This is a genomic window from Holophagales bacterium, from assembly GCA_016719485.1.
Classification (GTDB): Bacteria; Acidobacteriota; Thermoanaerobaculia; order UBA5066; family UBA5066; genus UBA5066.
The window spans coordinates 276,509-290,602 of the sequence record JADJZB010000021.1 but is presented as its reverse complement, the minus strand read 5'-3'; the positions used below and the strand labels follow the sequence as shown (position 1 = coordinate 290,602).

General features: G+C 68.8%; 17 protein-coding genes and 1 pseudogene. 5 read left to right on the top strand and 13 right to left on the bottom strand.

The features are described 5' to 3' along the window. Positions 1 to 22: 22 nt before the first annotated feature. Positions 23 to 1,434: pseudogene (locus IPN03_13355) on the bottom strand (cysteine--tRNA ligase). Between the two features lie 81 nt (positions 1,435 to 1,515). Between IPN03_13355 and IPN03_13350 the strand changes: the two are divergent. Further along, the gene (locus IPN03_13350) at positions 1,516 to 2,424 is read left to right on the top strand and encodes a response regulator (GenBank protein MBK9374673.1); all 909 of its coding nucleotides are present in this window, start codon (positions 1,516 to 1,518) and stop codon (positions 2,422 to 2,424) included. A gap of 120 nt (positions 2,425 to 2,544) precedes the next feature. On the opposite strand, the gene def is transcribed toward IPN03_13350, so the two are convergent. Together def and IPN03_13340 are read right to left on the bottom strand one after the other, a co-directional pair. Further along, positions 2,545 to 3,060 carry a peptide deformylase gene (gene def, locus IPN03_13345; protein MBK9374672.1) on the bottom strand — a complete coding sequence of 172 codons (516 nt, stop codon included), beginning with the start codon at positions 3,058 to 3,060 and terminating at the stop codon, positions 2,545 to 2,547. Beyond that, positions 3,061 to 3,876: a cyclic nucleotide-binding domain-containing protein gene (locus IPN03_13340; protein MBK9374671.1), complete on the bottom strand. Its 816-nt coding sequence runs from the start codon at positions 3,874 to 3,876 to the stop codon at positions 3,061 to 3,063. Positions 3,877 to 4,020: 144 nt separating this feature from the next. On the opposite strand from IPN03_13340, the gene IPN03_13335 reads away from it, so the two are divergent. From IPN03_13335 to IPN03_13320, 4 genes are all read left to right on the top strand, one after another. Then, positions 4,021 to 6,291, top strand: a complete 2,271-nt coding sequence (locus tag IPN03_13335; GenBank protein MBK9374670.1) for a FecR domain-containing protein — start codon at positions 4,021 to 4,023, stop codon at positions 6,289 to 6,291. Between the two features lie 76 nt (positions 6,292 to 6,367). Beyond that, on the top strand, positions 6,368 to 6,616 hold the full coding sequence (locus IPN03_13330) for a hypothetical protein (protein MBK9374669.1): 249 nt from the start codon (positions 6,368 to 6,370) through the stop codon (positions 6,614 to 6,616). Then, positions 6,613 to 7,053, top strand: a complete 441-nt coding sequence (acpS, locus tag IPN03_13325) for a holo-ACP synthase (protein MBK9374668.1) — start codon at positions 6,613 to 6,615, stop codon at positions 7,051 to 7,053. Before IPN03_13330 ends, acpS begins: the two co-directional genes overlap by 4 nt. A gap of 11 nt (positions 7,054 to 7,064) precedes the next feature. Continuing rightward, complete coding sequence (locus IPN03_13320) at positions 7,065 to 7,520, top strand: response regulator (GenBank protein ID MBK9374667.1); 456 nt, start codon at positions 7,065 to 7,067, stop codon at positions 7,518 to 7,520. Here IPN03_13320 and rplQ read toward each other — a convergent pair. From rplQ to secY, 10 genes are all read right to left on the bottom strand, one after another. Further along, entirely contained in the window at positions 7,517 to 8,170 is a 654-nt protein-coding gene (gene rplQ / locus IPN03_13315) for a 50S ribosomal protein L17 (protein MBK9374666.1), read from the bottom strand. The genes IPN03_13320 and rplQ overlap by 4 nt on opposite strands. A gap of 11 nt (positions 8,171 to 8,181) precedes the next feature. After that, complete coding sequence (locus IPN03_13310; protein MBK9374665.1) at positions 8,182 to 9,153, bottom strand: DNA-directed RNA polymerase subunit alpha; 972 nt, start codon at positions 9,151 to 9,153, stop codon at positions 8,182 to 8,184. A 28-nt stretch (positions 9,154 to 9,181) separates the two neighbouring features. Next, positions 9,182 to 9,808, bottom strand: a complete 627-nt coding sequence (gene rpsD, locus IPN03_13305; protein MBK9374664.1) for a 30S ribosomal protein S4 — start codon at positions 9,806 to 9,808, stop codon at positions 9,182 to 9,184. Positions 9,809 to 10,008: 200 nt separating this feature from the next. Then, positions 10,009 to 10,410 (bottom strand): 30S ribosomal protein S11, encoded by a 402-nt coding sequence (rpsK, locus tag IPN03_13300; protein ID MBK9374663.1) that lies wholly within the window; start codon positions 10,408 to 10,410, stop codon positions 10,009 to 10,011. 15 nt (positions 10,411 to 10,425) lie between these two features. Next, positions 10,426 to 10,809, bottom strand: coding sequence for a 30S ribosomal protein S13 (gene rpsM / locus IPN03_13295; protein ID MBK9374662.1), 384 nt, complete (start codon positions 10,807 to 10,809; stop codon positions 10,426 to 10,428). 12 nt (positions 10,810 to 10,821) lie between these two features. Beyond that, positions 10,822 to 10,935: a 50S ribosomal protein L36 gene (rpmJ, locus tag IPN03_13290; GenBank protein ID MBK9374661.1), complete on the bottom strand. Its 114-nt coding sequence runs from the start codon at positions 10,933 to 10,935 to the stop codon at positions 10,822 to 10,824. Between the two features lie 65 nt (positions 10,936 to 11,000). Beyond that, positions 11,001 to 11,219 carry a translation initiation factor IF-1 gene (gene infA, locus IPN03_13285; GenBank protein MBK9374660.1) on the bottom strand — a complete coding sequence of 73 codons (219 nt, stop codon included), beginning with the start codon at positions 11,217 to 11,219 and terminating at the stop codon, positions 11,001 to 11,003. 21 nt (positions 11,220 to 11,240) lie between these two features. Continuing rightward, the gene (gene map / locus IPN03_13280) at positions 11,241 to 12,101 is read right to left on the bottom strand and encodes a type I methionyl aminopeptidase (protein ID MBK9374659.1); all 861 of its coding nucleotides are present in this window, start codon (positions 12,099 to 12,101) and stop codon (positions 11,241 to 11,243) included. After that, complete coding sequence (locus tag IPN03_13275) at positions 12,098 to 12,688, bottom strand: adenylate kinase (protein ID MBK9374658.1); 591 nt, start codon at positions 12,686 to 12,688, stop codon at positions 12,098 to 12,100. The genes map and IPN03_13275 overlap by 4 nt, the downstream gene beginning before the upstream one ends. Positions 12,689 to 12,691: 3 nt before the next feature. Beyond that, entirely contained in the window at positions 12,692 to 14,092 is a 1,401-nt protein-coding gene (gene secY, locus IPN03_13270; GenBank protein ID MBK9374657.1) for a preprotein translocase subunit SecY, read from the bottom strand. Between the last annotated feature and the right edge of the window lie 2 nt (positions 14,093 to 14,094).

Sequence of the window (14,094 nt, the reverse complement as noted above, 5' to 3'; positions counted from 1 at the left end):
TGGAGGGAGCCCCGGGAACCTGTCAACCCTTCCGCCGCCACCGGACTCCCTGGGGTGTGTCCTCGAGGAGAATTCCGCGGGACGCCAGCTCGTCGCGGATCGCGTCGGAAGCCGCGAAGTCGCGCCGCTTCCGCGCGTCCTGGCGCGCGGCGATCTTCGCCTCGACCTCCGCCTCGAGCGAGGCGTCCGCCCCTGCGGGGAGGACGCCGAGGACCCCGTCCGCTTCCCGCAGGAACGCGCGGGCGGCCGCAGCATCTTCCGGCGCGAGCTGGCCCGCCTCGAGCGCGGTGTTCGCCTCCTTCACGAAGCCGAAGAGGGCGCCGAGGGCCGCCGCGGAGTTCAGGTCGTCCTCCCAGCCCGCCTTCACGGCGGCCCGGCCTTCGGCGAGCCGCGCCCCGAAGGATTCCGAGGCTTCGGCCCTCGCCGCCCCGGCCCGCTCTCCGAGGCGGGCGTCGATCGACTCGAGCCGCTCCACCGCCGAGGAGGCTCCGTGAAGCGCGTCGAACGTGAAGTTCAGCTTCTGCCTGTAGGGAACCGAGAGGAGCAGGTACCGGACCGCGCGGGGCGAGTACCCGCGCGCGAGGACGTCGGGAAGCGTGTAGAAGTTCCCCTTCGACTTCGCCATCTTCTCGCCGTCGACGATGAGGTGCTCGGCGTGGAGCCACGTCCTCACGAACGGCTTCCCCGTCGCCCCTTCGCTCTGGGCGATCTCGTTCTCGTGGTGGGGGAAGACGTTGTCGACGGCGCCCGTGTGGATGTCGAGCGTCTCGCCGAGGTACTTCATCGACATCGCGGAGCACTCGAGGTGCCAGCCGGGCCGTCCCTTCCCGAGCTCCGTCTCCCACAGGGCCGACTCGGGCTCCCCTTCCTTCGCCCCCTTCCAGACGGCGAAGTCGCGGACGTCCTCCTTCTCGTACTCGTCGTCGGCGACGCGGGCGCCGCGCTTCATCGAGGAGAGGTCGACTCGTGAGAGCTTTCCATAAGAGGGAACGAGGAGATCCGGAACCAGATGGTTCCGTCGCTCTCGTAGGTGTGCCCCCGCTCCGTCAGCTTCTTCACGATCTCGACCATCTCGGGGACGTGGTCCGTCGCGCGCGGGTAAACGGCGGCGGGAATCACGTTGAGCGTCTTCAGGTCCTCGAAGAACGTCGCGATGTGCCGGTCGGTGAACTCCCGGAGCGGGAGCCCTTCGGCCACCGCGCCCCGGATCGTCTTGTCGTCGATGTCGGTCAGGTTCATCACCTGGGTCACCGAGAGGCCCAGGCTCCGGAAGGCCCGGCACATCACGTCTTCCCAGACGAAGGTCCTGAGGTTGCCGATGTGGACCCGGTTGTAGACGGTCGGTCCGCACGTGTAGAGACCGACGTGACCGGGGACGAGTGGCTCGAAATCGACCAGGGAACGGGCCGCAGTATCGAAAAGGCGCAGGCTCACGATGCGGCATTCTCGTCGCGACGGCAGCGCATCGCAATCTCCTTGACGCCCCCGCCCCGGCGAGGGATAACGCCCGTTCCGATGTTTCGCCCACGCACCTCCCGGCCTCTCATCCTCCTCGTCGACGACGACCCGTTCCAGGCAGAGGTCGCGTCCTACATCGCTGAAGAGCTCGACTGCGACTTCGAAAGCGCCCTTTCGGGCACCGAAGCCCTCGAGAAGGTGGCCCAGCGGGCGCCGGACGTCGTCCTGCTCGACGTGAGGATGGACGACCTCTCGGGGTACGAAGTCTGCCGCCGGATCAAGACGCTCCCGGAGACGGCCGACACGCAGGTGCTGTTCGTGACGGCGCGGACCGAGGAAGAGGACCTGCTCAAGGGCTTCGAGGCGCTTGCGAACGACTACCTGACGAAGCCGTTCTCCGCGCGCGAGCTGAAGGCGCGGACGAAGAACGCCCTGCGCACGAAGAACCTCCTCGACACGCTCGGGGCGCGGACCCGCTTCCTCGAGCTGCAGCACGAGATCACCGACAAGCTCGAGGCGGAGGAAGCCGACACGGAGGAGAAGAGAGCCGCGGCTCTCGGACCGATCCTCGACCGCATTGCCCAGCTGTTCGGTGCCGACGGCGTCACGCTCCATTTCCGCCGCCCCGGCCGTCCGGAGACCCGGACGACGCTTTCACCGACCTGGCCCGGCGGAACGCCGCCGTCCTACCTCGCCGCTCTCGCGCTCTCCGAAGATCCCCGCGCCGAGAAGGCCCCCCGCCTCCCGGGCGAGGGACGCGACCCCGCCGGAGACTGGATCGTCGTGTCGGCCCCGCTCTGGGTCGGGCCGGAGCTCCTCGGGACGCTCCGGATTCACCGGCACAGCGGGCTTCCGGCGGCGGGCGACTCGACCGAGCTCGAGCATCTCGTGGCTCTCGCCGGTCACCTCGCCAGGACCCTTCACAGGGCGGATCTCATCCAGACTCTTCGCAACGGCAGTCACTGACATGGATCGGGGAGGCTCGCCACGAGCCTCCCCGCGGCGTCTCACGACGCCTCCCCTCCACTGAGCAGCGGGATCGGGGAGGCTCGCCACGAGCCTCCCCGCGGCGCCGTCAGGCGCGGCCTACCACTCGCCGCGTTTCTGTCGCTTGACGACCTTGCGTATGACGAGTCCTCTCTTGAGGCTCGACATCCGCTCGATGAAGAGCCGCGAGTCGAGGTGGTCGATCTCGTGACAGAACGCGCGCGCGAGGAGGTCGCCTCCTTCGAGGATGCGCTTCACGCCCTTCTCGTCGTAGGCCTCGACGGCGACGGCCTCGGGACGCTCGACGATCTCGACGATGTCGGGAAACGAGAGGCACCCCTCCTCGTCCCGCACGAACCCCTCGGCATCGACGACACGCGGGTTGACGAGGACGAGAATCTGGGAGGGGTCCTTGCCGACCGAGAGGTCGACGACGCAGACACGCTTGTTGACTCCGATCTGGGGCGCCGCGATCCCGAGACCGGGGGCCGCCCATCCCGTCTCGAGCAGGTCACGGACCAGGATCGGGAGCGCGGGGTCCTCGAAGTCCGTGACGTCCTCGTTCCTGGCGACGAGGCGGGGGTCGCCGTACTTCACGATGTCCCGAATCGCCATTCAGACCTCTTTATCCTCTCTTCGCCGGCGCAGGTCCTCGAGGATGGCGTCGGCCGCGAACCGCGCCCGCTCCCGATGGACCTCTTCCAGGACCTTCTGAACGCGCGGGTACTGGCCCAGAATTCCCGTCCACGCTTCGGCCCCGATCTCGAGACACTCGGCCCCGGTCTCGGCGATGACCGTCGCGGTGCGCGGGCGGCCCGTCAGGAAGGCGACCTCACCGAACACGTCCCCCATGGTGAGCACGCCCATCCGCAGGGTCCCTCCCGCGGTCCCGGTCGTCTCGACCCTGAGAACGCCCCGGGTCACGATGAAGAGGCTGCGCCCTTCCTCGCCCTGCTCGAGGACCACTTCCCCTTCGCGAAACGTCCGGCGCCCCGTAGAGGCGATGAACCCGGCGATCTCCTCGCTCGTCATGTCGGCAAAGAACCGCGAGGTCCGGAGCCCCTCGGGAACGGGCTGCCCGGGAGAAGCACGCCTCGGCAGGACCTTCAGGCTGCCGCTCACCTCGCGCTGGCGGGCCATCGCTTCACCGTCCTCGGCAGCGGTCTCCGCCGGCGAGGGGCCCGAGGTCCAGGAGCTGATCTGGTGTCGTATCGCCACGGCCAGCGGGAAGCTCCCGTCACCTGCGAGATCCGCCGCCAGCCCTTCGAGGAGCTCGACCGCTCTGGCCGTCTCGCCCTTCTCGTGGAGCGCTTCGGCCTCCGAGCGCCGCTCCTCGTAGGTCGCGGCCGCGCCCGGAGTCTCGCCGGCATCGGGGGAAACGGCAGACGTCGTCAGGTCATGGAACTTTTTCTTGAGAAATTCAAAGACCACGTCTCAAGGTTGACCCGCCGGAGCGCGCGGGTCAAGCGTCTCTTTCGCGGTATGGCCTCCTCGCACGCACTGGCACGTGTCTCCCAGGGTGGACTCTCCGGCTGGCACGAGGGTCGCATCGATATGGGCGGAAGGATGGATCCGATGAACACCCGCGCTTCCCGGATCGCCCTCGCAATCGCCTTCCTCCTGCCGGCCACGACAGCCGCCGCCCAGCGCGAGGGGTACTCGTACCTCTCGTACGTCGGTCCCGAGGTCGCCCTCGTGTCGACCGCCGAAGACGACTCCTCCGCCCGTCCGAACACGCCCATCCTCGCGGGGGACCGGATCTCCACCGGCTCGACGTCGCGCGCCGAAGCGATCCTCGCCGACGGGAACATCCTCCGGATCGACGTCCAGACGGACCTGAGGTTCGACCGGCTCGCCAGGACCTACGAGGCCGAGGACGACCGCAACTCCCTCTTCGTCGATCGCGGTGCCATTTCGCTCGAGCATCGGTGGTCGACCTCACGCGACCAGTCCACGCGGGTCGACACGAGCGACGTCACCGTGCTCTTCCCCGCCAAGGGCCTCCTCCGGGTCGAGACCGGGCGCAGGGGCACCGAGATCTACGTCGTCTCCGGCCAGGCTGAGGTCTATGCCCGCTCCGGCCGGGCCACTCTGCGCGCTGGCCAGTATGCCTTCGTCACCGGCGATGCCGCGCTCGAGGTCGACTGGCTGGACGAGCCGCGCGACCGGTTCACCCGCTTCGTCGGGGAGCGGCGCCACCTCGTCGGCGAGGGGTCCGGCTCACAGCACGGCTCGGCGGACTATGCCTACGACTATGCCGCCGCCGGCTTCGAAGAGCACGGTTCGTGGATCCTCGTGAACGGCTCCCACGTCTGGAGGCCGTCCGTCGCGGCCGACTGGCGGCCCTACGTCGAGGGCTACTGGCGCTGGTCGCCCGCGGGCCTGACGTGGGTCTCCTACGAGCCCTGGGGCTGGCTCCCCTATCACTACGGCTCCTGGTGCTGGGACGTCGCCGTCGGCTGGTACTGGAGCCCCGGCGCCACCTACTCGCCGGCGTGGGTTTACTGGAGCTACACCCCCTCGTGGGTCGGGTGGTGCCCGATCGGCTTCTACGGCGGCTACTACGACGGCTACTACGGCGGCGGCTATGGCGGCGGATACACCGAGCCCTATGCCCGGTCCCACAGGAAGGGGTGGGGCGCCGAGGGGGGGACGCTCGCCTACCCCCACCTGCGCGGCCGCGTCGACGTCACCCGGATCGATCCCCGAGGCTGGAGCTATGCCTCCGTCGGCCGTCTGGGGACGCGCTTCGACTCCCGTCGGGACGTCCTCGGACACGATCGGGTCGGCTTTCGCGCCGGCGAGCGCGGCGTCGTGGCGACGAGCCCTCTCCGCATCGAACGGGGAAACGGCGGCTCGATCACCACGGCCGTCCAGGATGCGGTCCGCAGGGTGCCGCTGGCGCTCGGCGCCGAGCCCCGCGGAGGCGGCCCGCTCGACGACATCACCCCGGTGCTGCGCCGCGACGGCACGCTCGGTCCGGCCGCGCGGGAGGGCCTCCGCCGCTCCTTCGTGACGCCTGGAAAGGACCTCGGATATCGGCCCATCGCACCTGGCCAGATCGCCGCTCCCCGGCGCGAGCCCGTGGCCGGCGCAACCGCAGGGACACCCTCGAGAGGGGGCGACAGAGGTCTCAGCTCCGGCTCCACGACCCCTCGCAGCGGGGAGGGTGCGGCGCCGGGCCGCGGGGCCGGTGCCGCGCCGCGAGACGCGTGGCGTGACGGAGGCGCCGGCGCCGAAGCCCCGCTGACCGGCGGATTCGGCCGGGACCGAGGCCTGAAGAGCGACGATGGCTGGCGTTCGCCCGGAGGCGAGGACCGCTCGGGAACGACCCCGTCGCGGACGTTCGACGGCCCCTCCCGTCGCATCGTGCCCGTGACCGACAGTCCGGAGGCTCCGCAGCGCACCGAGCGGCGCGAAAGCGCTCCCGAACCCGGGCCCAGGCGCTCGACAGCCGAGCCCTCTTCGAGACGCGAAACGCCGGCCCAGGCGGAACCGGGAACGGTGCCGTCCGGCCGCCGCCCGTCGACAGACCTGAAGGGCGACGAAGGATGGCGCGGATCGGACGCGGCGCCCCGGTCGAGCGACACTCCAAGGTCGGCCCCCGCCCCTCGCTCCGAGCCCCCTTCGAGGTCTTACAGCGCTCCACCGTCCCGCTCCTCCGAAACGCCGCGGTCGGCCCCCGCCCCTCGCTCCGAGCCGCCCTCCAGGTCCGACAGCGCCCCGCCCCCTTCCCGCTCCTACGAGGCACCGCGGTCGGCCCCCGCCCCGCCTTCCATCTCGTCGCCGCCGCCCGCCGCCCGGTCGAACGACGCCCCGCCCCGAAGCGCCTCGCCGCGGGGCTGACGCCCCCGGAGACCCATGCTCGTCGCGGCGCCGCCCTTCGCGGCGCCGCTTGTCGCTCGACCTCTACAATGCCGGGATGTCCGAGAGCCGTCCCGGCAGGGCCACGCAGATCATCCTCGGCTTCTACTTCCTGGAAGCGGGGCTGTTTCTCATGCTGGCCCCGTGGAGCCGGCTCTGGGTCCACCGCGTCGTACTGCCGTCGCCGGCATCCCTCGAGCCGCTCCTCGCCTCGCACTCCTTCCGAGGATTCGTGGCGGGGCTCGGCGTCCTTCACCTCGTCCTCGCCGGGCGCGAGCTGCTCGGCCGGAAGGCCAGTCCCGAATGACGCCCGACGCTTCGCCGCGTGCCGCGCTTCTCGCCTCCGCATACCCCCACGGTCGTCATGTCCTGGGCCTGGGTGTCGACCTCTGCGAGATCGACCGGATCGAGGAGGCGCTCGCCCGCCATGGGCAGAGGTTCCTCGAGCGGGTTTGCGTCTCTGGCGAAGTGCGGCACCCTCTCGATTCACGCCGGATCGGTGAGCACGTCGCCGGCCTGTTCGCGGCGAAAGAGGCTGCCATGAAGGCCCTGGGAACGGGGATGCGGGGGGTCGCGTTCCGGGAGATCGCCGTGACGCGCGATCCGGGAGGCCCGCCACGGCTCGTCCTCCTCGGCCGCGCTCGCGCCCACGCAGACGCCCTCGGGGTCGCCTCTGCGCACGTCACGATCACCCACGGCCGGCGGGAGGCCGTCGCGGTGGTCCTTCTCCTCGGAGACCGGTAGAGTCAGGTCGAGTGGAAAACCCCGAGCACCTTCGCGGACTCCGGATCCTCGTCGTCGACGACGAGCCCTATATCCTGAAGATCCTCGTCTTCAAGCTGCGAACGGCGGGGCTCGTCCCGATCGAGGCTCCGACAGGGGAGGACGCCCTGCACGCCGCCCTCTCCGAACGCCCCGACGCCGTCCTTCTCGACGTGTCCCTCTCGCCCGGCCTATCGGGATTCGACGTCCTCGGACGACTGAAGGAGGATCCGAGAACCGCCTCGATCCCCGTCATCGTCCTGACGGCCCGATCCCACCCGGACGAACGGTCGACGGCACTCCGCCTCGGCGCCGCACGCTTCCTGACGAAACCCTTCTCGACGAATGCGCTCCTCGTGGAGCTGGAGGGGGTCCTCACCGCCGCGCGAGGGGCGGTGTCGGCGGGCCCTCCGTCCGCAGACGGAGGGCCGCCGGGAGAACCGGTCTAGGCGCCTCCCGCCTTGCGCGGGGTGCGAGTCGTGGATCCGCCCTTCTTCTCCACCTTGGCCCTCGGGGTCTTCGGGCCCTTCGTCGCGGAGTCCTTGGCGGGTTTGGCCCCCTTCGGGGCGGCCTTCTTCGCGGGCTTCTTCTCACCGGACGCATCGGTCGACTCGTCGGCCTTGCCGGCTTCCTTGTCGGTCGTGCCCTTGCCGGTGACGAGGCGCCGCGCCTTGTCGAGGAGCGACTCCTTCTTCTCGGTCACGGCCTTGTCGGCAGCCTTTTTCTCCGCCCGGCGCTGGGCGAAGTCGAAGTCCACGAACTCGATGATCGCCTTCTCGGCGGCGTCGCCCTGGCGCTGGCCGAGCTTGAGGATCCTCGTGTAGCCGCCCGGACGCGTCGCGAAGCGAGGGGCGATCTCGTCGAAGAGCCGCTTGGCCGCATCCTGGGTCACGTCGCGCAGTGCGAGGCGGCGGGCGTGGAGTCCGCCCCTCTTCCCGAGGGTGACGAGCTTCTCGGCGAGGGGCCGGAGCTCCTTGGCCTTCGAGATCGTCGTCTGGATCCGCTCGTGCAGGAAGAGGGACGTCAGCTGATTGCGGAAGAGGGCCTTTCGGTGCGCGCTGGTCCGCCCCAGCTTGCGTCCGGCCCTGTTGTGCTGCATGGGTCAGGTCCTCAGCGTCCCGCGCTCGTGGGGGCTTCGAGCTTCATGCCGAAGGCGAGCCCCTTCTCGCGCAGGATTTCCTTGATCTCGTTCAGGCTCTTCCGCCCGAAGTTCTTCGTCTCGAGCATTTCCTTCTCGGTCTTCTGGACGAGCTCGCGAAGGCTCCGGATGCCGGCGTTCTTCAGGCAGTTCGCGCTGCGGACGGAGAGCTCCAGCTCCTCGACGTTCGTGTCGAGAAGGGCGTCGAGCTCGCTCTGGGGAATCTCGGGCCCGGTCGCGGGCCCGCCCTCGTCCGTCTCGAGGTTCACGAAGATGGCGAGGTGCTCGCGGAGCAGGACGGCGGCGAGCCCGACGGAATCCCGCGGGGTCATCGTGCCGTTCGTCCAGACCTCGAGGACGAGCTTGTCGTAGTCCGTCGCCTGGCCGACGCGGGCCGCCTCGACGTGGTAGTTCACGCGGCGGACCGGCGAGTGCGCCGAGTCGAGCGGGATGGTGCCGATCGGGGCCTCGGCGTCGAAGTTCCGGTCGGCCGGAACGTAGCCCCGGCCCTTCGTGACCGTCGCCTCGAGACGGAGGCGGCCTCCGTCGGCGAGCGTCGCGATCGGCGCCTCGGGGTTCAGGATCTCGACCTGCGCGTCATCCTCGAAGGCGTCGGCCGTCACGGCGCCCTTCGACTTCGCGTCGAGGACGATCGTGCGGGGCCCGTCCTCGTGCATCCGGATGGCGAGGCTCTTGAGGTTCAGGATGACGTCGGTCACGTCCTCGACGACGCCCGCCATCGCCGTGAACTCGTGCTCGACGCCGTCGATCTTCACGGCGGTGATCGCCGCTCCCTCGATCGACGAGAGGAGAACGCGCCGCAGCGCGTTGCCGACCGTCGTTCCCCAGCCACGCTCGAGCGGCTGGGCGGTGAACCGGCCATAGTTCCCCGACTCCTCGTCCACCTCGAGGCGGTTCGGTCGCTGGAAGCCCTTCCACATCATCGTTCGCTTCTCCTCGGGGCCCTGCCCGTCACTTGCTGTAGAGCTCGACGATGAGCTTCTCGTTGACCTGCAGGGAAACGTCCTCGCGGCGCGGGAGCGCCCTGACGGTACCCTTGAACTCGGCGGCGGCGAGGTCGAGCCACGCCGGGACGCCACGACCCTTGGCCGAGTCGACGGATGCGACGACTCCCGGGTTCGAGCGGCTCTTCTCCTTGATGGAGACGACGGCGCCCGCGCCTACGGTGAAGCTCGGGACGTCGACCTTGCGCCCGTTGATGGCGACGTGGCCGTGCCGGACGAGCTGGCGCGCCTGCTGCCGGGACGCGGCGAAGCCGAGCCGGTGGACGACGTTGTCGAGACGGCGCTCGAGCAGGGAGAGGAGGTTCTCGCCCGTGACGCCGCGCATCCGCTCGGCCCTCTCGAAGGTCAGACGGAACTGCCCCTCGAGCAGCCCGTAGAACCTCTTGAGCTTCTGCTTCTCGCGCAGCTGGATGCCGTAGCCGAGGATCTTGGATCGCCTCCGGCCGTGCTGGCCGGGCGGGAAGTTGCGGCGCTCGATGGCGCACTTGTTCGTGAAGCAGCGATCGCCCTTCAGGAAGAGCTTCATGGCCTCACGCCGGCAGAGCCGGCAAACGGAATCGTGATAACGCGCCACGGGAAAGGAAACCTCCTGGCCGACTCCGTCGTTGCGTTCCGCCCTTCGTCCCGGCCCGGAATCGGGAGCCGGTTTACGGGCGCCGGCACGCGCGACGCGTGCCGGGGACTCCCCCGTCTCCGGGGGACCGGGAGGCCCGGAGGCCTCCCGCTCTCGCGTTCCCGGCGGAGGAGCGACGCTCCCCGGGCCGGTTCAGGTACCTAGACGCGGCGCCGCTTGCGTGGCCGGCAGCCGTTGTGGGGGATCGGGGTGGCGTCCTTGATGGAGCGGATGTCGAGCCCGGCCGCGGCCAGCGCCCGAATCGCGCTCTCGCGCCCCGCGCCGGGGCCCTGGACGCGCACGTCCAGCGTGCGGACGCCGTGCTCCTTCGCCAGCTGGGCCGCGTTGCCCGCCGCGAGCTGAGCCGCGAACGGCGTGCCCTTGCGCGAGCCCTTGAAGCCGATCCGGCCGGCGGAAGACCACGCGAGCACGTTCCCGGAAGGGTCGGTGATCGCCACGATCGTGTTGTTGAACGACGCCTGGACCGTCGCCACGGCGTGCGGAACGTTCTTCTTTTCTTTCTTGGGGCCCTTCTTGCGGCCCTTGGCGTCAGCGGCAGCCATCGGCTTTCCTCATCATTACTTCTTCGTAGCCTTCTTCTTGCCGGCCACGGCGCCGCGCCGCGGGCCTTTCCGAGTCCGGGCGTTGGTGTGCGTCCTCTGACCGCGCACGGGCAGGCCACGGCGGTGCCTGAGCCCGCGGTAGCAGCCGATGTCCATCAGACGCTTGATGTCCTGGGCCGTCTCCTTGCGGAGGTCGCCCTCGACCCTCATCTCGTCCTGGATCTTCTTGCGGATCTTCGTGACCTCGTCTTCAGAAAGGTCCTTCACCCGCGTGTCGAGGCCCACCCCCGTGTCCTTCAGGATCTTCTTCGCCGACGGGCGGCCGATCCCGAAGATGTAGGTGAGACCGATCTCGACGCGCTTGTTCGGGGGGAGATCGACGCCGGCGATACGAGCCATTCCCTGTTCCCTCTAACCCTGACGCTGCTTGTGCTTGGGGTTCTCGCAGATGACTCGGACGACCCCGGCCCGGCGGATCACCTTGCATTTCGTGCAGATCTTCTTAACGGACGCGCGGACTTTCATACGTACGGTTCCTCGATCGTTTCGCCCTCGGCCTCGCGGGAGAGCCGGCGGAGCCTTACAGTTTACTACTTGTACCGGTAGATGATGCGACCCCGGTTCAGGTCGTAGGGAGAAAGCTCTACGAGCACCTTGTCGCCCGGCAGGATCCGGATGAAGTGCTTCCGCATCTTTCCCGAGATGTGGGCCAGGACCTGGTGCTTGTTCTCGAGCTCTACCTTGAACATCGCGTTCGGCAGGGGCTCGATGACCGTAGCGGTCACCTCGATGGCGTCTTCCTTAGACATCTGGGCCTCGAAACCCTCTCCTCAATAAGCCCGGGCTTCGCCCGGAGCTGCCGGTTCCCCTCGCGGCGGTGCCGCGGAGACCGGATATTCCGTCTCGTCCGGGACTCCGGAGACGAGACCCTCGGCCGAGAACCGGCCGAAACCGAGGACGACCGGCCCGTCTATGGTCGCGACCACGGTATGTTCGAAGTGTGCGGAGGGCTTTCCGTCGACCGTCCGGACCGTCCAGCCGTCGGGGCCGAGGCGGACCTTCGCGGTCCCGAGGTTGAACATCGGCTCGATCGCGAGGGTCATCCCCTCGCGGATGGTCTCACCCTTTCCCCCGGGACCGTAATTCGGGACCTGCGGCTCCTCGTGAAGGGACGTCCCGATGCCGTGGCCGACGTACTCGCGAACGACTCCGTAGCCCTTCGCCTTCGCGACCGCCTCGACGGCGGCGCCGATGTCGCCGATCCGTCCCCCCACCCGCACGGCGGAGACGCCGGCGACGAGAGCGCGCCAGGTGTCCTGCACGAGATCGCGGACCGGCGCGGGCACGTCGCCGACGACGGCGGTCCGCGCCGCGTCCCCGAAGTAGCCTTCGACGATCACGCCGAGGTCGAGACCGACGATGTCACCGTCGCGGAGCTTTCGCTTCGGCGTCGGAATGCCGTGGACGACCTCCTCGTTCACCGAGGAGCAGATCGTCTTCGGGTACCCGCGATAGCCCGGGAAGGCGGCCTTTCCGCCCCGCCGGCGGATGCCGTCCGCGGCGATCCGGTCGATCTCCTCCGTGGTCACGCCGGGACGACAGGCCGCAACGCAGTCCGCCAGGGTCTCCTGGACGATCCTCGTCGCGCGCTCCATCTTGAGGAGCTCCGTCCGTCCCTTGCAGGTAATCATCCCAGCTTCCTGCCGGCGGCGTGGTTGACGGCGGCGAGGACATCCGCCGCCACGGCCTCGACCGGCCGATCGCCGTCGACCCGGTGAAAGAGGTTCCTCTTTCGATAGAACTCGGCGAGAGGCTCCGTCTTCTCCCTGAAGACCTTCAGGCGCGAGGAAACGGTCTCCGGCGTGTCGTCCGTCCGTCCCTCGATGACGGACCTGCGGACGAGGCGCTCGACGATGACCGGGTCGGACACGTCTATGAAGAGGACGACCCCCACAGCCCGGCCCTCTTCCTGGAGCAGCGCGTCGAGCGCGAAGGCCTGCGGCACCGTCCGCGGAAAACCGTCGAAGAGCGCGCCGGTCGCCGCGTCAGGCTCCTCGACGCGCTCCTTGAGCATCCGGATGACGAGATCGTCCGGCACGAGGGCGCCGGATTCCATGATCGGCTTCGCGATCTTCCCGAGCTCGGTCCCCCGCACGACGTTCGAGCGGAGGAGATCCCCCGTCGAGATCTGCGGGATCCCGAGCGTGGACGACAGGCGCACCGCCTGCGTCCCCTTGCCGGACCCTGGAGGGCCGAAAAAGATCACGTCGACTGGCACGGCTTAGCCCCGACGCCCCCGGATGCGGCCCTTCTTGAGGAATCCGTCGTAGTTCCGCATCACGAGCTGGGATTCGATCTGCTGCACGGTGTCCATCGCAACCCCCACGACGATGAGAAGCGACGTGCCTCCGAAGTAGAACGGCACGCCCAGGCCCTGGGTGATGAAGTTCGGCAGGTTCGAGTCGAGCCACGGTCCGATCCCCGGGATGCTCTGGACCTTGAAGCCCATGAGCAGGAACTCGGGAATCAGCGCGACGATCGTGAGGTAGAGAGCCCCGATGAGGGTGATGCGCGTCAGGACGTTGTCGATGTAGTCCGACGTCGCCTTGCCCGGCCGGATGCCGGGGATGAACCCGCCGTACTTCCGCATGTTCTCCGCGGTGTCCGTCGGGTTGAAGATGATCGAGATGTAGAAGTAGCAGAAGAAGATGATGGCGAGCGCGTAGAAGAGGTTGTACAGCGGCTGCCCCATGGCGAGCTGGTCCGCCAGCTTCTTCATGAAATCGCTCTTGAACGCGGAGGCGAGGTACTGCGGGAACTGGATGATCGAGACGGCGAAGATGATGGGGATGACGCCGCCCGTGTTCACCCGGAGGGGCAGGTAGGTGTTCTGCCCGCCGTAGACGCGCCGGCCGACGACCCGCTTGGCGTACTGGACCGGGATGCGCCGCTGGGCTCGCTCCACGAAGACGATGATCGCCACGACGGCGAGCATGAAGAAGACCAGCAGCAGCGCCGTGAAGAGCGACATCTGCCCGCGCTGGATCTGCCGGAACGACTGCCAGACGGCCGTCGGCAGGCCGACGACGATGCCCGCGAAGATGATGAGGGAGATACCGTTGCCGATCCCCCGCTCGGTCATCTGCTCGCCGAGCCACATCACGAAGGCCGTACCGGTGGTGAGCGTGAGGATCGCCATCAGGACGAAGGCGAGCTTTCCGCTTTCAGAGGTCGGGTCGCGCAGGACGAGGAACTTGCCGGTCGGCGTCGACGAGCCCCACAGCCAGAGGGCGATTCCCGCCCCCTGGACGACGGACAGGACGACGGTCCCGTAGCGCGTGTACTGGGTGATCTTCCGCCGGCCCATCTCCCCTTCCTTCGAGAGCTTCTCGAGGTAGGGCCAGACGACCGTCAGGAGCTGCAGGATGATCGACGCCGTGATGTAGGGCGTGATGCCGAGAGCGAAAACAGAAAGGCGGCGGAGCGCGCCCCCCGAGAACATGTCCAGGAACCCGAGGAGCCCGCCGGCGCTCGCCTTGAAAAACTCCTCGAGCGCCTGGGCATCGAGCCCGGGCGTCGGGATGTGCGCGCCGACCCGGTAGATCGCCAGCAGCCCGAAAGTGAACAGGACTCTCTTCCTGAGGTCCGGGACCGCGAAGATGTTCCGGAAGGACTCGAGGATGA